Consider the following 17,642-nt stretch of genomic DNA (forward strand, 5'->3'; position numbering starts at 1 on the left):
ACGCAAAGGCCCCAAACCCATGGTCCGTACGCCGCGGGAGAGGCTCAACCGCCGCGGCAGCCTCGAGACCAAGGCCGGCGGCGGTGGTCCGAAGCGCTCCTGGCTGATCGCGCTCATCCTGTGCTGCGCGACGCTGGCCACGCTCGACCAGACCCCCGTCCTCGAGCCGGCCCGCGCCGCCGTCGGTGAGGTGATGTCCCCGCTGGAGACCGGCGCGGCGCTGGTGGCCCGCCCGTTCACCGACATCCCGGAGTGGTTCGACACCCGCGACGCGCTGCGCGACCGGGTCGCGAAGCTCGAGGCCGAGAACTCCACCCTGCGCCGCCAGGTCGAGGTCACCGACTACGGCCGTGCCAAGCTCGCCGAGTACGAGTCGATCACCCGCGCTGCCGAGGACCTCGGCTACGCCATGGTGCCGGCGAGGGTCACCGCCTACGGCCCCGCCCAGACCTTCAACCGCACCGTCACCATCGACGCCGGCAGCGCCGCCGGGATCAGGTCCGACATGTCGGTCGTGACCGGCGACGGCCTGGTCGGCCGGGTGCTGCGGGTCACCAAGACCTCGGCGACGGTCCTGCTGATCGTCGATGCCGCCTCGGTCGTCGGCGGCCGTGTCGGCGGCGCCGACCGCGGCGACAAGAAGTCCGGCCAGGTCGGCATGGTCCGGGGCTCCGGCGCGGTCGCCGGAGGCGCCAACGCCGGTCTGCTGACCCTCGACCTCGTCGACCGGTCCACCACCCCGCTCAAGGGCGACACGGTCATCACCTGGGGTGACGGCCGGGCCGCTCCGTACGTCTCCGGGCTGCCGATCGGCGAGGTGACCGACAGCTTCGAGAGCGTGCGTGACTCCTCGCAGACGGTCCGGATCAAGCCGTACGTCGACTTCGGCTCGCTCGACGTCGTCGGTGTGGTGGTGCCCAACGACACCATGAGCGACCGCGCCGTCATCACACCGGAAGGGGAGCTGCGATGACTGACATGGAAGCCCGTGCCTCGGGCGCCGCTCCGGTGCTGCGCAACGTGCTGGTCGGCATTCTGGTCGTCATCGCGGTCGTCCTCCAGCTGAGCGTGGCGCCGGCCTTCGCCATCCGCGGGATCACCCCCGACCTGGCGCTCCTGGTCGTCATCGCGGTCGCGCTCACCCGTGGCGGGCAGGCCGGTCTGGTGACCGGGTTCGCCGCCGGCGTACTCCTCGATCTGGCTCCGCCCGCCGACCACACCGCGGGCCGGTGGGCGCTGGCGCTGCTGATCGTCGGCTACGTCGCCGGCCGTGTCCGCGAAGGCAGCATCGACGAGGGCAGCATCCACAGCGGCCGGGGCCGCCCCAACGCGATGACCGTGATGGCCACGGTGGCCACCTGCGCGTTCATCGGGGTCAGCATCTTCGCGGTCAGCGGCCTGATCCTCGGTGAGGCGCCGTTGACACTGCTGCCCACCGTGGCGATCAGCGTGGGCTACGACCTCCTGCTGGCGCCGTTGCTGATCCCGGCATTGCTGTGGCTGATCGGCAAGGGGGACATCTGACATGGCGGCGAGCCGACTCTCCACCGCGCAGGTCAGCCGGTTGCGGCTGATCGTGATCCAGGCGCTCGTCTTCTCGCTGCTGGCCACGCTCGGGGTCAGGCTCTTCTACCTGCAGGTACGCCACGGCGACGCCTATCAGGCAGCCGCGGCCTCGCAGTCCAAGCGCGAGATCGTGCGCCAGCCGGTGCGCGGCATCATCGTCGACGCCCAGGGCCGGCCGCTGGTGACCAACCGCTCCGCCTGGGTGGTCAGCCTCGACCAAGGCGTGCTCGACGGGCTCGACGACGACGACAGGAAGACGCTGATGGCCCGCGTCGCCAAGGCCGTCGAGGTGTCCCCGAAGAAGCAGAACGAGGCGATCGCCAACTGGTCCGGCACCCGCTACCAGCCGGTCCCGATCGCCACCGACGTCTCCGAGTCGACCGCGCTGCGCATCCTCGAGCAGCCCGAGGACTTCCCCGGGGTGGTCGCGGAGAAGCAGACGCTGCGCTCCTACCCGAGCCCCTTCGGCATCAACGCCGCCGGCGTGCTCGGCTATCTCTCCCCGATCACCGAGGACGAGAACGACAACGCCAAGGAGCGTGGCGACGAGTCGCTCAACATCACCTCGATGGTGGGTCGCTCCGGTGTCGAGAAGGAGTACGACCAGTGGCTGCGCGGGATGCCCGGCTACGACACCGTCACCGTCGACTCGCTCGGCCGAGAGATCGGGCGCGGCGACTCGGTCGCCTCCCAGCCCGGCGACACGCTGGTGACCAGCATCGACGCCAAGGTGCAGGGCCGTGCCGAGAAGCTGCTCGCCGAGTCGATCGAGACCGCGCGCAACACCTTCGACAAGATCTCCGGCCGCAACTTCGAGGCCGACTCTGGCTCGGTCGTGGTCATGGAGGCGCAGACCGGCCGACTGGTCGCGATGGCCAACCAGCCGACGTACGACCCCGAGGAGTGGGTCGGCGGGATCACCCAGAAGCAGCTCGACAGGCTCTACTCCGAGAAGGCGGGCTACCCGCTGTTGCCACGGGCGACGCAGGGTCAGTTCGCGCCGGGTTCGACGTGGAAGCCGTTCATGACGGTCGGCGCGCTCAACAACGGCTACAGCCGCGACACCCTGCTCAACTGTTCCAGCGGGCTCCAGGTGGGCAACCGGGTGTTCAAGAACTACGAGTCGGGCGCCTACGGGTTCATCGACTTCGCCAAGGCGCTCCAGGTTTCCTGCAACACGTTCTTCTACCAGGTCGGGGTCCACTACTGGCAGAAGTACGGCGCCAACCCCGCCGACGTCAACGCCAAGGACCCGCTGGTGGAGACCGCCAAGGCCTTTGGCTTCGGCAAGCGCACCGGCATCGACCTGCCGGGGGAGTCGACGGGCCGGATCGCGGACCGGAAGTGGAAGGCCGAGTACTACCAGGCCATGAAGGGCTACTACTGCCGGATGGACGAGAAGAAGAACGCCCCCACCGACTTCCTGCAGCTCTTCGCCCACGAGTTCTGCATCGAGGGCAACTACTACCGCACCGGCGACGCGGTGAACTTCTCCATCGGCCAGGGCGACACCATGGTCACCCCGATCCAGCTCGCTCGGGCCTACGCGTCCCTGGCCAACGGCGGCACCCTCTACGAGCCCAGGATCGGGAAGGCGGTCGTCAGCGGCGACGGGACGGTGGTCGAGAAGATCGATCCCAAGGTCGCCGGCAAGGTGAAGATGTCGGCCAAGAGCATCGACTACGTCAACGAGGCGCTGCTCGGCACTCCCCAGTCGGGCTCCCTGGCCTGGAAGTTCGGCGGGTTCCCGCTCGACGAGGTGAAGGTGCGCGGCAAGACCGGCACCGCCGAGGTCACCGGCAAGCAGACGACCGGTTGGGTCGCGACGTACAACAAGAAGTACGTCGTCATCATGACGATCTCCCAGGGCGGCACCGGCTCGGGCTCGGTGGGCGATGCCGTACGCAAGCTGTGGGAGACGCTCTACGGAGTCGAGGAGGGCGGTGCCGAGGTGCGGCCCGACAAGGCCGCGATCCGGGGCATCGACCCGCCCAGGAACCTGCCCGCGTTCGGTGCCGACGGCTCGATCGTCGCCCCGAAGGACTGAGGGGCAGAGCATGAAGAACGACGTGATGGCCTTCGTACGCCGCATCGACCTGGTCCTCCTGGGTGCGGTGCTGGTCCTGGTGTCGCTCTCGGTGCTGCTGGTCTGGTCCGCGACCATCCACCGCGACGCGATCACCGGCGGAGACACCACCGCCTACCTGCGCAAACAGGCGATCAACGTGGCCGCCGGGCTGGTGCTGATGGTGGGCGTGGTCGCGACCAACCACCGCTGGGTCCGGCTCCTGACGCCCGTGGCCTACCTGGCCGCGGTGGTCGGGCTGGTGCTGGTGCTCGTGATGGGCTCCACGGTCAACGGCTCGAAGTCGTGGGTGAATCTCGGGCCGGTCCAGGTCCAGCCCTCGGAGCTGGCCAAGCTGGCCGTGGTCATCGCGATGGCGCTGGTCCTGGCCGAGCGCAGTGAGGGCCGTTGGCGGGCACGGGTGTCGCTGGGCGACGTGGTCGCGATGATCCTGGTCGCGGCGGTGCCGATCGTCCTGGTCCTGCTCCAGCCCGACCTCGGCACCACGCTGGTGCTCGGTGTGACCGTCTTCTGCGTGCTCGCGGCCGCGGGGACACCGCGGCGATGGCTGGCGCTGCTGGCGTTGGCCGGCGTCGCGGGTGCCACGACGGTGGTCGCGACCGGGGTGCTGAAGCAGTACCAGATCAACCGGTTCATGGCGTTCACGGATCCGTCGCTGGATCCTCGCGGGGCCGGCTACAACGTCCAGCAGGCGCGGATCGCGATCGGTGACGGCGGCATCTTCGGGCAGGGTCTGTTCCAGGGCTCGCAGGCCCGCGCGGGCTTCGTCCCCGAGCAGCACACCGACTTCATCTTCACGGTCGTGGGGGAGGAGCTCGGGCTGGTCGGCTCGCTGGTGGTGATCGGGCTGATCGGTGTCGTGCTGTGGCGCGGACTGCGGATCGCGGCGCGCACCGACGACCTCTTCGGGCGCGTGGCGGCAGCCGGGATCGTGTGCTGGCTGGGCATCCAGAGCTTCCAGAACATCGGGATGTGCCTGGGCATCATGCCGGTCACCGGGGTCCCGCTACCTTTGATTTCCTACGGCGGTTCCTCGATGATCGCGGCGCTGCTGGCGGTGGGTCTGCTGCTCGGCATCTCGGCCCGTTCGCGGCGCACCGGTCTGGACCGGTCCGGACCACTTCAGGACCTCCGCTCGCGTGATCGCCTGCAGGTTGCTGCAGTGCGAAAAGATGTCGCGTTTCATCGAAATTAAACTCGATTACGTTCCCTCCCGGTGCCCCACAGGGCATCTGTTACCCCTTGCAGCCCTCATCCCGAGGCTGCTTGACGACGGGAGCAGTAACCGTGAACAGACCCCACAAAAACCAGCGCCTCGGCGCACTGGCAGCAGCGACGGTCACCGCCGTCGGTGCGGCTACCACCATCCTGGCCATGTCCGGTCCCGCCGGCGCAGCCGACAGCCCGGCACCGCTGATCGGTGCCGAGAAGTCGACGGCCATCGACAACTCCTACATCGTGGTGATGAAGGGCAACGGTGCGGCGGCCAAGGCCAACGCCGCCGACGCCCGGGCGCTCGCCAAGGAGAAGGGTGGCTCGGTGAAGTACGCCTACGACAAGGCGGTCACCGGATTCTCCGCCACGCTCGACGCCGACGCGCTCGACGCGCTCCGTAGCAACCCCGACGTGGACTACGTCGAGGCCAACCAGGTCGTCAAGGCCAGCGGCGACCAGGCCAACCCCACCTGGGGGCTCAACCGGATCGACCAGCGCAACCTGCCGCTGAACTCGAACTATCACTACGACTACACCGGCTCGGGTGTGAAGGCGTACATCATCGACACCGGCATCCGTTCCGCGCACGCGGACTTCGGCGGCCGGGTGACCTCCGGCTACACCGCCATCGGGTCCAGCACCGAGGACGAGAACGGCCACGGCACCCACGTCGCCGGCACCGTCGGCGGGTCGACGTACGGTGTCGCCAAGAACGTCACCCTCGTGCCCGTCCGTGTGCTCGACGCCTCCGGGTCCGGCACCACTGCCGGCGTGATCGCGGGTGTGAACTGGGTGACCTCCAACCACACCTCCGGTCCGGCGGTCGCCAACATGTCGCTCGGTGGCGGGGTCTCCTCGACCCTCGACTCCGCGGTCTCCAGCTCGATGGCGGACGGCGTCACCTACGCCGTGGCCGCGGGCAACGACTCCGGTGCGAACGCATGCAACGGCTCGCCCGCCCGGGTGGCCGGAGCACTGACCGTCGGCTCGACGACCAACACCGACGCCCGGTCGAGCTTCTCCAACATCGGCTCGTGCGTCGACCTGTTCGCTCCGGGCTCGTCGATCACCTCGGCGTGGCACACCTCCAACACGGCCACCAACACGATCTCCGGTACGTCGATGGCGACCCCGCACGTCGCCGGAGTGGCAGCGCTCTACCTGCAGGCGAACCCGACGGCATCGGCCTCCGCCGTCGCCTCGGCGATCAACTCCAACGCCACCACCGGCGTGGTCACCTCGCCCGGGACCGGTTCACCCAACCGCCTCCTCTACTCGCTGTGGAGCGGTGGCACCGACCCGACGGACCCGCCGACCACGGGCAACCTGCTGACCAACCCGGGCTTCGAGTCCGGCGCGACCGGCTGGAGCGCATCCTCGGGCGTGATCGACAGCTCGAGCGGCGCTCCGGCTCGTACGGGCTCTTACAAGGCGTGGCTGAACGGCTATGGCACCGCCCGCACCGACACGCTGTCGCAGTCGGTCACCCTGCCCGCGACCGGTAAGACCCTGTCGTTCTACCTGCGAGTGATCACCAACGAGACGACCACGTCGACGGCCTACGACAAGCTGACCGTCAAGGTCGGGTCGACGACGCTGGCGACGTACTCCAACCTGAACGCGAGCTCGTCGTACTCGTTGAAGTCGTTCTCGCTCGGGTCCCTCGCCGGCAGCACCGTCACGCTGACGTTCACCGGTACCGAGGACTCCTCGCTCGGGACCAGCTTCCTGATCGACGACACCTCCGTCGCCTGATCTCGGGCGCTCATCTGATGGCCTGACCTGAGGCCTGACCACGCCGGGTCGCTCGCGTAATGCGGGCGGCCCGGTGTGTTGGTTACAGCCAATTTTCCTACCTTGTTTATGGCCTGTTTACGGGTGTTCACCTTTGGTATCTGCACGTTGCTGCAATGCGAAGAGTTGGGTCGTTACGGGTTCTACGTAACGTGATTACGTGGTTGACCGAACGCTTCGGGTTGCGGCCGTAGGGAGGGCGCAGGGCGTTCGGCCGGCACGTGTGACGTCTGCGCGTGGGACCACCTACAGGCGGTTCCCAAGTCCGGTGCAATGAATGGTTGTGGCCCCATCGGGCCGCACGATGACGGGAGTCAGTTCGTGAACCGAACCATCAAGAACCGGGCCTTCAAGGCGCCGGCAGTCATCTCCGCCGTAGCTGTTGGAGCAGCAGCCTCGGCGATCGCCTTCACCGTCCCGGCCGGCGCCGCGGACAGTCCGGCACCGCTGCGCGGCGCGGACGCCTCGACCGCAATCGAGGGTGAGTACATCGTCGTGATGGAGAAGCAGGGCCATAGCGACGTGGCCAAGTCGGAGGCCAAGTCGGTCCGCAGCGACGCCCGCGACGCCGGTGGAGACGTACGGGAGGTCTTCAACACGGCGTTCAACGGCTTCTCGGCTTCGCTCGACAAGGACGCGCTCGAAGAGGTCCGCTCCAACCCGGACGTCGCCTACGTGCAGGCCAACCACCGCTACACCACCCAGGGTGACCAGGCGGACCCGACCTGGGGCCTCGACCGGGTCGACCAGGCCGCGCTGCCGCTCGACAAGAACTACCACTACGAGCAGACCGGTGCCGGCGTGACCGCCTACATCATCGACACCGGCGTCGCGACCGACCACTCGGAGTTCAGCGGCCGGATCGGTGAGGGCTTCGACGCGGTCGACGGCGACACCGACCCGACCGACGGCAACGGCCACGGCACCCACGTCGCGGGCACCGTCGCCGGCACCACCTACGGTCTGGCCAAGGAGGCCACGATCGTTCCGGTCCGCGTCCTCGACGACCAGGGCTCCGGCACCACCGAGGGTGTCGTCGCGGGCATCGAGTGGGTCACCGAGAACCACACCGACGGCCCGGCCGTCGCCAACATGTCGCTCGGTGGCGGCAACGACGCCGCTCTCGACGCGGCCGTCCAGGCATCGATCGCCGACGGCGTGACCTACGCCGTCGCGGCCGGCAACGAGAGCTCCGACGCCTGCGGTTCCTCGCCGGCGGCCGTTCCGGAGGCGATCACCGTCGGTGCCACCGACGACACCGACGCCGCCGCGGACTTCTCCAACACCGGTGAGTGCCTCGACATCTTCGCCCCCGGCGTCGACATCACCTCGGCCTGGAACGACGGCGCGACCAACACCATCTCCGGTACGTCGATGGCGACCCCCCACGTCGCCGGTGCCGCCGCGCTCTTCCTCGAGGCGAACCCCTCGGCCACCCCGGCCGACGTCGCCACGGGCCTGACCGGCGCCGCCACCCCCGACCTGGTCACCAACCCGGGCACCGGTTCGCCGAACCTGCTGCTCACCACGCTGTTCTGAGCCACCGGCTCTGAGGTCAGGGTGTTGGGGCCGTCCGGGAGGGGCGGCCCCAACACCTATTTCCGCTCCGCTACGACGGCTTGGTCCACTCGATGGTGTGCCGGAACCCGAGGCGGCGTCGGACCGAGGCGCCGGGCAGAACGTCTCGGACGGTCTCGCGCAGTTCGTCGAAGGGCATCGTCGGGTCCTTGATCGGGACCGGGGTGACGGGTGTGCCGTCGGTCGACGGCCATGGATGCTTGACGTAGCCGATCACCGGGTTGGTCACGGCCGACGCGAGGTCCCAGAGGTGGTCCGACGCGCTGTGCGGCGGTGCGAGGCCGACCGCCAGGAACCGCCCTCCCGGCTCCAGGAGACGGCGCACATCAGCGAGGGCGGCGGCGACGTCCAGATGATGCAGAACGGCGACCATCGTGACCAGGTCGACCGGCCCGGTGACCTCGGCCCAGGGGCGACCGTCGACGGTGACGTTGGCGACACCTGCGCAGCGAGCGGTGGCGTGGCGCCGCATCTCCTCGTCGCGATCGTTCCCGCGGACCGCCTCGAACCGCGGCGACAGCGACGCGACGAGCTCGCCGCGGCCGCAGCCGACGTCCAGCGCGCCGCGACGCCGCGCGGGCAGGTTCGCGAGGATCCAGCTGTGGAAGTGGTCGTTGTGGCTCCAGGGATGCCGTGCGTTGAGCCTGGCCATGCCTGTTGCCACGGTCCCTCCGGCGAACTCTTCTGCCCACGTACGCAAAGCCATGCCCGGCATTCTGTCCTCGCGACGCCGGGTTTGGTAGGGGAGTCAGGAGGCGGCGTACGCTTGGGGTTGATCGTTCCCGAGCTTTGAGGTGCCCATCGTGACCGTCGCCCAGAGCGACCTCGTTCCTGAGTCTGTCTTCCCTCGGCTGGAGCCGCGCCTGGCGCTGGTGTCCAAGCCGATCCAGTACGTCGGTGGGGAGCTCAACTCGACCGTCAAGAAGTGGGACGAGGTCGAGGTGCGGTGGGCGCTGATGTACCCCGACGCCTACGAGGTCGGCCTGCCGAACCAGGGCGTCCAGATCCTCTACGAGGTGCTCAACGAGCGTGACTGGATCGCCGCCGAGCGCACCTACGCGGTGTGGCCCGACCTCGAGAAGATCATGCGCGAGGGCGACGAGCACGGCCCGATCCCGCAGTTCACCGTCGACGCCCACCGTCCGGTGAAGGCGTTCGACGTGTTCGGGCTCTCGTTCTCGACCGAGCTCGGCTACACCAACATGCTCAACGCGCTCGACCTCGCCGGGATCCCGCTGCACGCGGTCGACCGCGGCGACGACGACCCGGTGGTGCTCGCCGGCGGCCACGCCGCGTTCAACCCCGAGCCGATCGCCGACTTCCTCGACGCTGCCGTGCTCGGCGACGGCGAGGAGGTCGTGCTCAAGATCTCCGAGGTCGTGCGCGAGTGGAAGCAGGACGACCGCCCCGGCGGCCGCGACGAGCTGCTGCGGCGACTGGCCGTCTCCGGGGCCGTCTACGTCCCGAAGTTCTACGACGTGAACTACGCCGCCGACGGCCAGATCGAGGCCGTGGTCCCCAACCGCCCCGACATCCCGTGGCGAGTGCGCAAGCACACCCTGATGGACCTCGACGCCTGGCCCTACCCGCGGAATCCCTTGGTGCCCTTGGCTGAGACCGTCCATGAGCGGTTCTCGGTGGAGATCTTCCGCGGCTGCACCCGCGGCTGCCGCTTCTGCCAGGCCGGGATGATCACCCGCCCGGTGCGCGAGCGCTCGATCACCACCATCGGCGACATGGTCGAGAACGGGATCCGGAAGTCTGGTTTCGAGGAGGTCGGCCTGCTCTCGCTGAGCTCGGCGGACCACACCGAGATCGGTGACGTCGCGACCGGCCTGGCTGACCGCTACGAGGGCACCAACGTGTCGCTCTCGCTGCCCTCGACCCGCGTCGACGCCTTCAACATCACCCTGGCCAACGAGTTCTCCCGCAACGGCCGTCGCTCCGGTCTGACCTTCGCCCCCGAGGGTGGGTCCGAGCGGATGCGCAAGGTGATCAACAAGATGGTCACCGAGGAGGACCTGATCCGCACCGTCGGTGCGGCGTACTCCCACGGCTGGCGCCAGGTGAAGCTCTACTTCATGTGCGGCCTGCCGACCGAGACCGACGAGGACGTCCTTCAGATCGCCGAGCTGGCGAAGAAGGTCATCGCCAAGGGCCGCGAGGTGTCGGGCCGCAACGACATCCGCTGCACCGTCTCGATCGGTGGCTTCGTACCCAAGCCCCACACCCCCTTCCAGTGGGCCTCCCAGCTCGACCACGAGACCACCGACGAGCGGCTGCAGAAGCTGCGCGACGCGGTTCGTGCCGACAAGAAGTTCGGCCGCGCGATCGGTTTCCGCTACCACGACGGCAAGCCCGGCATCGTCGAGGGCCTGCTGTCTCGCGGCGACCGTCGGGTCGGCCGGATCATCGAGCACGTCTGGCGCGACGGCGGCCGCTTCGACGGCTGGAGCGAGCACTTCTCCTACGACCGCTGGATGACCGCCGCCGAGACCGGTCTCGCCGGCACCGGCGTCGACCTCGACTGGTACACCACCCGCGAGCGTGAGTACGACGAGATCCTCCCCTGGGACCACCTCGACTCCGGCCTCGACAAGGACTGGCTCTGGGCCGACTGGGAGGACGCCCTCGCCGTCGCAAACGGCGAGGACATCGAGGTCGAGGACTGCCGCTGGACCCCGTGCTACGACTGCGGCGTCTGCCCGGAGATGAACACCGACATCCAGATCGGCCCCACGGGCAAGAAGCTGCTGCCACTCAGCGTGGTCTGAGGCGTACGACTCGTCTGGGATGTGTCACTTTCCCGCATGTGCATGGAAGTGGCAGCGGCCGGCGCCACTTCAGCTGTCATTTCCCCGCACGTGCGGGGTTGTGACGGCCGTAGCGCCAGGCAGCCTCGTCCTCGGGATGAGTCGGCGTACCCGATCTGGCTCACCGGTCAGCTGATTGCGGCGGTCGCCTCCACCTCGATGAGTACGTCGGGGCGGAAGAGGCCGGCGACCCGCACCAGCGAGCTGGCCGGCGGGTGTGCGAGGTCGACGAACTCGTCGCGTACCGACCGGATCAGCGGCAGGTCGGTGGTGTCGACGACGAAGTAGGTCAGCTTCACCACATCCGCCCAGGCTGCGCCGGCGGCGGCCAGGGCCACGCCGAGGTTGACGAAGGTCTGCCGGGTCTGCGCCTCCCAGCCGTCGGCTACGGCGCCCTCGTCGGTGACGCCGACCTGGCCCGAGGTCACGACCAGCCGGGCGCCGGGGTCGGTGATCACCGCGTGGCTGTAGCCGGCGGGTGCGGGAAGGTCTTCGGGGGTCAGGAACTCCATCCGCTGAACGTAGACCCGACTCGGTCCCTTTGGCGACCGCTTACCCGCCGCTCAGCCGACAGGGCGGACCCAGCGGCGCCACTCGGCCTGCGACTCGTAGCCCGAGCTCTTCCACAGCGACTGCCCCAGGTCGTTGCCTTCCAGGACCATCGCGTCGATCCGGCCCGCGCCGAGCGCCACGAGGCGGGTCTCGGCGTGGTCCAGGAGGCGATGGGCCAGTCCCTGGCGGCGTACGTCGGGGTGTACCGCCAGCCGGTAGAGGTGGGCGCGCCAGCCGTCCCACCCGGAGATCAACGAACCGACGACCCGGCCATCCTCGGTGACCGCGACCGTGCAGGCCTCCGGGTCGCGCGCGATCAGAGTCTCGACCTTCACCGCGGAGTCGGTCGGCCGCGAGTCGTTCTCGGCGGCCACCTCCCACAGCTCCAGAAGTGACGGGACGTCAGCAGTAACCGCTGGGCGCAACTCGATCACGGCGGGAAGTCTCCCACGCGCTCGCTCGCCCACCGGTAGGTTGCCGCCATGTCGGACAACAGAACACTGGCACGTAGCTATCTCCAGCTCCTCGATGCGCGGGACTGGGACGCCTTGGCGGCTGTGCTGGACGAGGACGTCGTCTACGACATGCCGCAGACCCGTGAGCTGATCATCGGGCGCGAGTCGTTTCTCGAGTTCAACCAGACCTACCCCGGCGAATGGCGCCTCACCCCGAAGATCGTGATCGCCGACGACGATCGGGCAGTGGTCTGGTTCGACTGGAGGATGGGTGATGAGTCGGGCGAGTCGCAGACGTTCCTCGAGATCGACGCTGGGCGGATCACACGTGTCACCGACTTCTGGCCGGAGGCGTACGACCCGCCGAAGCGAGCCGTAACGGTCGAGCGCTACTGACGCGCTGGCCCGGTCGTCGTACCTGACGCTGGAGCCTCAGCAGTCCGCGGCGCCGCGCATGGCGAAGTCGATGCTGACGGCGTGGTGGTCGGAGAGGCCGGTGGGGGTGACGTTGCCGTCGCCGGCGGAGAGCCAAGAGTTGGGGAGCAGGTAGTCGACGCGGCCGCCGCCGTCGTGGCTGGAGCCCAACGAGGCGCCGGCGTCGGAGAGCGTGCCCAGGGCGGCGCCCAGGACGCTGGAGCCGTCGCCGGCGTTGAGGTCGCCGCCGAGGAGCTTGGCGCCGTCGTAGGCGTTCACCTTGGACATGACCGCACCGATCTGGGCCTGCCGCAGCGAGTCGGAGGTGTGGTCGAGGTGGGTGTTGAAGACGACCAGTCGCTGACCCTCGACGATGATGTTGGCCCGGAGCACGCCGCGCTGCTCCTTGCCGTCGCGGTTGGGCAGGTGGGTGTTGTCGTAGCCGTCGATGGGGTAGCGCGACAGGATCGCGGTGCCGTAGCCACCGCGGTCGGTGAGGTAGGCGTTGGCGCCGAAGACCGACTGCATCCCCAGGTGCGAGGCGATGATCGCCGGCTGGTCGACGTTGCCGGAGCGGCGGCGGTTCTGGTCGACCTCCTGGAGGAGTACGACGTCGGCACCAGAGGCCCGGATCACGCCGGCGATGCCGCCGAGCTCACCGGGGGAGACCCGGCCACCCTTGATGTTGAAGGTCATCACGGTCAGGTTGCGCGGGACCGCGCACGGGTCGATCTTGGGCTTCTTCGGGACCTTGTCGATCGCCGGCGGTGCGTCCAGCGTCTTGAACTTCGGCAGCGGCTCCGACAATGCCGAGGCGGAGGCCGACGGGCTGGCCGCATCGGGTTCAGAGCTCGGCGAGGAGGAAGTGTCCGCGGAGGCCTGCCTGGAGTCGCTCAGCCGGGGTGCGAGGACGGTCAGCGCGGCGATGGCGCCGACCGTGAGGACCACCGCGAAGATCGGCAAAAGCTCCTTGAGGCGTACCGAGAACTTCCTGCTTCTGTGGTGGGTCACCGCGCGAGTCTCCCATTTTTGGTGTGCAAACCGTTACAGACCGTTCGCTTTCCATTCGCCGGATGGGTGATCGCGCCCCTGGACCGACATAATCGACCCGTGCGTCAACAGCCCGAACAGCAGGCCCCGCCGGTCCAGCGTCTCCGCATCCGCTACGCGAAGCGCGGCCGCCTCCGGTTCACCAGTCACCGCGACTTCAGCCGCGCCTTCGAGCGCGCGGTCGCCCGGGCCCGGATCCCGGTGGCCTACTCCTCGGGCTTCAACCCGCACCCGCGGATCTCCTACGCCGGTGCGGCTCCGACGGGAGCGGCGAGCGAGGCCGAGTACGTCGAGCTGGGACTGCGCGAGACGGTCGACCCCGCCGCGACCAAGGCTGCCCTGGACGAGGTCATGCCCGACGGTCTCGACCTGCTCGACGTCGTGGACACCGCCACCTCGCCCAAGGGCGCGCTGGCCGACCTGCTCACCGGCAGCGAGTGGATCATCGACCTCCCGACGGCGCCGGAGGAGGCGGCTGCGGCGGTCGAGGCGTTCCTCGGAGCCGAGGAGGTCATCGTGTCCCGGATGACCAAGAAGGGTCTGCGCGAGTTCGATGCCCGAGGAGCGGTCGTACGCCTCGGCTCGGCGCCCCGCGAGGGTGGCTCCCGGCTGGAGCTCCTGCTCAAGCACGGCACCCCGACCGTACGTCCCGACGACGTCGTCACCGGCCTGGAGCGCATCGGCGGCCTGAAGATCGGCCCCGAGCACGGTGGACTGCCGCTCCTGACCCGGCTCAGCCAGGGAGTCTTCGACGAGGCTTCCGGCACGATCGGCGACCCGCTCCACTAACGTGCCTTGGGTGAGGCTCTGCCGATGAGAATGGTCACCGACCGTGAGCGCCGGGCGAGACTGGCCCGAAGGCACGGGCTCGCCCCCGACCACAGGTACGCCGACGTGGCGGCCGCGACGCAGGCGATGACCGCCTGGCACGCGACCGAGGCCGCGACCGTCCACCTTGCCCTGCACGCGCGGGTCCACGACCTCCGCGTCGAGGACGTCGAGCGGGCGCTCTACGAGGAACGCTCGCTGGTCAAGCAGCTGGCGATGCGGCGTACGCTCTTCGCTTTCCCTCGCGACCTGTTGCCGGCCGCGCTGGGGAGCGCCTCGGCCCGGGTGGCCGCCCAGGAGGAGAAGAACCTCTACAAGTGGCTGACTGCCGGCGGCATTCACGAGGACCAGGCCGGCTGGATCGAGAAGGCGTACGCCGCGACGCTGGCCGCGCTGGCCGACGGAGAGCCGCGGACCACGACGCAGCTGCGTGAGCTGGTGCCGGAGCTCGACGCCCGCTTCCGGATGGGCACGCCCGGCAAGAAGTGGGGCGGAGAGTTTCCGATCGGGCGCTGGGTGATCGGCACCCTCGCCGCGCAGGGTCGGCTGATGCGGGCGACCAACCTCGGTCACTGGCGGCTGAACAAGCCTGCCTGGACGCTGCTTGAGTCGTGGTTGCCCGATGCGCCTGCTCCGCTTCCCGCTGACGAGGGTTATGCCGAGATCGTCCGCCGCTGGCTGGGGACCTTCGGTCCGGGCACCGAGGCCGACGTGGTCTGGTGGCTCGGGTCCACGAAGTCGGCCGTACGGGCCGCGCTCGCCGCGGTCGGTGCCGTGGAGGTCGGGCTCGAGGGCGGTGGCACGGGATGGGTCCTTCCCGACGACCCGATCGCCACCTCGCCGGAGCCCGAGATCGAGCCCTGGGCCGCGCTGCTGCCCACCCTCGACCCCACCGTCATGGGCTGGAAGCAACGCGGGTTCTATCTGGACGCCGAGGATGTGGCGTACCTCTTCGACTCCAACGGCAACGCCGGCAACACCGCCTGGTGGGACGGCCGGATCGTCGGGGCCTGGGCGCAGGACGACGAGGGCCGGGTGCACCCGATCGTGCGCCACGACATCGGCGACGACGGCCGGAAGGCGCTGGAGGCCGAGGCGGAGCGGTTGACCGCCTGGCTGGACGGTGTGGTGATCACCAACGTGTACGCCTCGCGGCAGATGAAGGACGCGCGGCTCCCCTAGGGACGACCGCAGCGAGGGTCAGACGTCGCGGCGGCGCAGCACCCAGGCGGAGCCGGCGACCAGTCCGACCGCCCAGATCAGGAGTACGCCGCCGAAGAACCAGTCACCCTGGACGAGCGCGTACCCCGCCGGTGCCGGGGTGTAGTCGATCGCGGTCTCCAGCCACGACCAGCCGAACCGCTGGGCGAGCAGCCCGAGCAGCTCCGGCATCAGCAGCAGCAGGAAGAGCACGAAGGAGAGCGCGCCGGCGGTGCGGCGGAACAGGCCACCGAAACCGAGCCCGACAGTCGCGAGCAGTGCCAGGAACACGCCGAGCCGCAGGACGAGTGCGACGTCGCCGCCGGTGAGGTCGCCGAGCTCCCCGAGCCGGATCGCCGCGGCCAGCAGGCCGAGCCCGGCCACGGCCACCCCAGCCACGAGAACGCTCGTCGCCACGACCAGCGCCTTGGCGCTCAGCACCCGGGTCCGCGAAGGCGTACACGCGAAGGTGACGGTGATCGAGCGCGACGCGAACTCCGCGGTGATCGCGAGGATGCCGAAGGCGGCGGCGAGGAACTGGACGAAGTACTGCGTCGACCCGATCACCGACGCCGTGGAGGCGACGGCCGACGGATCGCCGTCGTCGGCCTGGAGCACCGAGGTCAGCAGCATGATCGCGGTTGCGCCACTGAGGAACCAGAGCGAGGAGCGTACGGTCCGGATCTTGAGCCACTCCGAGCTCACGACCCGTGCGAGGGCACTCATGCGGCACCTCCGGCGGCGTACTCGACGGCATCCGCGGTCAGCTTCACGTAGGACTCCTCCAGGGTCGGTTCGACCGGTTCGAGCAGATGCAGGAGCACCCCGGCCCGATGGGCGAGCGTGCCGACCTCCTCGGGGGACAGCACCGCCACGGTCAGCTCGTTCTCGCCGTTCCAGGTGACCTCGTGGCCGGCCAGCAGATCGGCGAGCGGACCGAGCGCGGGGCCGCGGACACGGGTGCCGCTGGGGGAGAGGAACTCGCTCATCGGTGCGTCGGCGACCAGGCGCCCGCGGCCCAGGACGACGAGCCGGTCGGCGGTCTGCTCCATCTCGCTCATCAGATGGGAGGAGACGAAGACGGTGCGGCCCTCGGCGGCGAGGCCGCGAAGCAGCGTACGAATCCAGCGCACGCCGTCGGGATCGAGGCCGTTGACCGGCTCATCGAGCATCAGCACCTTGGGATCGCCGAGGAGCGCGCCCGCGATGCCGAGGCGCTGGCTCATGCCCAGGGAGTACATCCCGGCACGGCGGCGGCCGGCAGCGGTCATGCCGGTCAGCTCCAGGACCTCGTCGACCCGGCGGTCCTCGATGCCCTGACTGCGGGCCATCGCGCGCAGGTGGTCTCGTCCCGAACGGCCCGGATGGACCGCTTTGGCGTCCAGGAGCGCGCCGATGGTGTGCGCGGGACGGTCGAGATCGGCGTACGCCTTGCCGTCGACGGTCGCAGTGCCCGACGTCGCGGCGTCGAGGCCGAGGATGAGACGCATCGTGGTCGACTTCCCGGCGCCGTTGGGGCCCAGGAAGCCGGTCACGGACCCGGGCTCGAGATCGAGGGTGAGGTCGTCCACGGCGGTCTTGTCGCCGTACCTCTTGGTGAGGTTGCGCAGTTGGATCACAGGCCGAGCCTAGGCGCGCGGCGCGGCGGGCGAATCAGCCCGCGGGATGATCTGGCAGGTCCGTCCAGGGGCGTACGTCGTCCCCGGATATCGATCTGTTGACAGGGTGTATGCGATACTCCGAGACGACTGCTCAAATAATCGGGCCCGCCCCGAGGAATGGACAGTCCGACGACGCCTCGCCGGCGTGGACCCTCCGGGGCCGCACTCCGGCACACAGGAGGTAGGGCGTCACCAGACCGCGACGCAGGCCTAGCAGGTCAGTGAGAGCGACTCGCCCGGGAAGGTCCCGGACGGCCGAGCGACCGCGGCAGGTGACGAACCGCCGCCTGTGACGCACCGCTGCGGAGGATGCCGCCGCCCTGACAAGCTTTGCGCCGCGACGCGGCTGCTACGTGGAAAAAGATCGATACTGCGCAGCGCCCGTTTCCCGGCACCTGACTATCCGGCACCTGTGAAGGTCCTGGATGAG

General features: G+C 69.3%; 16 protein-coding genes. 10 read left to right on the plus strand and 6 right to left on the minus strand.

Annotated features, from left to right (window positions below; all coding sequences use genetic code 11):
• Positions 1-19 precede the first annotated feature (19 nt).
• The 6 genes from mreC to OG801_RS22950 all read left to right on the plus strand — a co-directional run bounded on the left by mreC (position 20) and on the right by OG801_RS22950 (position 8,200).
• On the plus strand, positions 20-973 hold the full coding sequence (gene mreC, locus OG801_RS22925) for a rod shape-determining protein MreC (RefSeq protein WP_406031527.1): 954 nt from the start codon (positions 20-22) through the stop codon (positions 971-973).
• Positions 970-1,524: a rod shape-determining protein MreD gene (gene mreD / locus OG801_RS22930; protein WP_406031528.1), complete on the plus strand. Its 555-nt coding sequence runs from the start codon at positions 970-972 to the stop codon at positions 1,522-1,524. Before mreC ends, mreD begins: the two co-directional genes overlap by 4 nt.
• A gap of 1 nt (position 1,525) precedes the next feature.
• Positions 1,526-3,613: a penicillin-binding protein 2 gene (gene mrdA, locus OG801_RS22935; protein WP_406031529.1), complete on the plus strand. Its 2,088-nt coding sequence runs from the start codon at positions 1,526-1,528 to the stop codon at positions 3,611-3,613.
• A gap of 10 nt (positions 3,614-3,623) precedes the next feature.
• The gene (gene rodA / locus OG801_RS22940; RefSeq protein ID WP_378677368.1) at positions 3,624-4,847 is read left to right on the plus strand and encodes a rod shape-determining protein RodA; all 1,224 of its coding nucleotides are present in this window, start codon (positions 3,624-3,626) and stop codon (positions 4,845-4,847) included.
• 92 nt (positions 4,848-4,939) lie between these two features.
• Positions 4,940-6,622: a S8 family peptidase gene (locus OG801_RS22945; RefSeq protein ID WP_406031530.1), complete on the plus strand. Its 1,683-nt coding sequence runs from the start codon at positions 4,940-4,942 to the stop codon at positions 6,620-6,622.
• 360 nt (positions 6,623-6,982) lie between these two features.
• Positions 6,983-8,200 (plus strand): S8 family peptidase, encoded by a 1,218-nt coding sequence (locus tag OG801_RS22950; RefSeq protein WP_406031531.1) that lies wholly within the window; start codon positions 6,983-6,985, stop codon positions 8,198-8,200.
• Between the two features lie 70 nt (positions 8,201-8,270).
• On the opposite strand, the gene OG801_RS22955 is transcribed toward OG801_RS22950, so the two are convergent.
• Entirely contained in the window at positions 8,271-8,945 is a 675-nt protein-coding gene (locus OG801_RS22955; protein WP_406031532.1) for a class I SAM-dependent methyltransferase, read from the minus strand.
• 97 nt (positions 8,946-9,042) lie between these two features.
• Here OG801_RS22955 and OG801_RS22960 point away from each other — a divergent pair, with 97 nt between their 5' ends.
• Positions 9,043-11,013, plus strand: a complete 1,971-nt coding sequence (locus OG801_RS22960) for a TIGR03960 family B12-binding radical SAM protein (RefSeq protein ID WP_406031533.1) — start codon at positions 9,043-9,045, stop codon at positions 11,011-11,013.
• A 167-nt stretch (positions 11,014-11,180) separates the two neighbouring features.
• Here the strand turns inward: OG801_RS22960 and OG801_RS22965 are convergent, their stop codons facing one another.
• Complete coding sequence (locus tag OG801_RS22965; RefSeq protein ID WP_406031534.1) at positions 11,181-11,564, minus strand: RidA family protein; 384 nt, start codon at positions 11,562-11,564, stop codon at positions 11,181-11,183.
• Positions 11,565-11,615: 51 nt separating this feature from the next.
• Positions 11,616-12,038, minus strand: a complete 423-nt coding sequence (locus tag OG801_RS22970) for a GNAT family N-acetyltransferase (RefSeq protein WP_406031535.1) — start codon at positions 12,036-12,038, stop codon at positions 11,616-11,618.
• A gap of 48 nt (positions 12,039-12,086) precedes the next feature.
• On the opposite strand from OG801_RS22970, the gene OG801_RS22975 reads away from it, so the two are divergent.
• Positions 12,087-12,455 carry a nuclear transport factor 2 family protein gene (locus tag OG801_RS22975; protein ID WP_355020630.1) on the plus strand — a complete coding sequence of 123 codons (369 nt, stop codon included), beginning with the start codon at positions 12,087-12,089 and terminating at the stop codon, positions 12,453-12,455.
• A gap of 36 nt (positions 12,456-12,491) precedes the next feature.
• On the opposite strand, the gene OG801_RS22980 is transcribed toward OG801_RS22975, so the two are convergent.
• Positions 12,492-13,484, minus strand: coding sequence for an endonuclease/exonuclease/phosphatase family protein (locus tag OG801_RS22980; protein ID WP_355020629.1), 993 nt, complete (start codon positions 13,482-13,484; stop codon positions 12,492-12,494).
• A gap of 99 nt (positions 13,485-13,583) precedes the next feature.
• Between OG801_RS22980 and OG801_RS22985 the strand changes: the two genes are divergently transcribed.
• Positions 13,584-14,312: a TIGR03936 family radical SAM-associated protein gene (locus OG801_RS22985; RefSeq protein WP_406031536.1), complete on the plus strand. Its 729-nt coding sequence runs from the start codon at positions 13,584-13,586 to the stop codon at positions 14,310-14,312.
• Between the two features lie 24 nt (positions 14,313-14,336).
• Positions 14,337-15,533, plus strand: coding sequence for a winged helix DNA-binding domain-containing protein (locus OG801_RS22990; protein ID WP_406031537.1), 1,197 nt, complete (start codon positions 14,337-14,339; stop codon positions 15,531-15,533).
• 18 nt (positions 15,534-15,551) lie between these two features.
• On the opposite strand, the gene OG801_RS22995 is transcribed toward OG801_RS22990, so the two are convergent.
• Positions 15,552-16,277, minus strand: coding sequence for a hypothetical protein (locus tag OG801_RS22995; RefSeq protein WP_406031538.1), 726 nt, complete (start codon positions 16,275-16,277; stop codon positions 15,552-15,554).
• Complete coding sequence (locus OG801_RS23000) at positions 16,274-17,170, minus strand: ABC transporter ATP-binding protein (protein WP_355020625.1); 897 nt, start codon at positions 17,168-17,170, stop codon at positions 16,274-16,276. Before OG801_RS23000 ends, OG801_RS22995 begins: the two co-directional genes overlap by 4 nt.
• Positions 17,171-17,642: the final 472 nt, after the last annotated feature.

This window comes from Nocardioides sp. NBC_00163, from assembly GCF_045206295.1.
Lineage (GTDB): Bacteria > Actinomycetota > Actinomycetes > Propionibacteriales > Nocardioidaceae > Nocardioides.

Bases quoted from the DNA above. Each gene is read 5' to 3' on its own strand.
- OG801_RS22965 (WP_406031534.1), bottom strand. From the start codon at position 11,564: ATGGAGTTCCTGACCCCCGAAGACCTTCCCGCACCCGCCGGCTACAGC.
- OG801_RS22955 (WP_406031532.1), bottom strand. From the start codon at position 8,945: ATGGCTTTGCGTACGTGGGCAGAAGAGTTCGCCGGAGGGACCGTGGCA.
- mreD (WP_406031528.1), top strand. From the start codon at position 970: ATGACTGACATGGAAGCCCGTGCCTCGGGCGCCGCTCCGGTGCTGCGC.
- OG801_RS22995 (WP_406031538.1), bottom strand. From the start codon at position 16,277: ATGAGTGCCCTCGCACGGGTCGTGAGCTCGGAGTGGCTCAAGATCCGG.
- OG801_RS22990 (WP_406031537.1), top strand. From the start codon at position 14,337: ATGAGAATGGTCACCGACCGTGAGCGCCGGGCGAGACTGGCCCGAAGG.
- mreC (WP_406031527.1), top strand. From the start codon at position 20: ATGGTCCGTACGCCGCGGGAGAGGCTCAACCGCCGCGGCAGCCTCGAG.
- mrdA (WP_406031529.1), top strand. From the start codon at position 1,526: ATGGCGGCGAGCCGACTCTCCACCGCGCAGGTCAGCCGGTTGCGGCTG.
- OG801_RS22975 (WP_355020630.1), top strand. From the start codon at position 12,087: ATGTCGGACAACAGAACACTGGCACGTAGCTATCTCCAGCTCCTCGAT.
- rodA (WP_378677368.1), top strand. From the start codon at position 3,624: ATGAAGAACGACGTGATGGCCTTCGTACGCCGCATCGACCTGGTCCTC.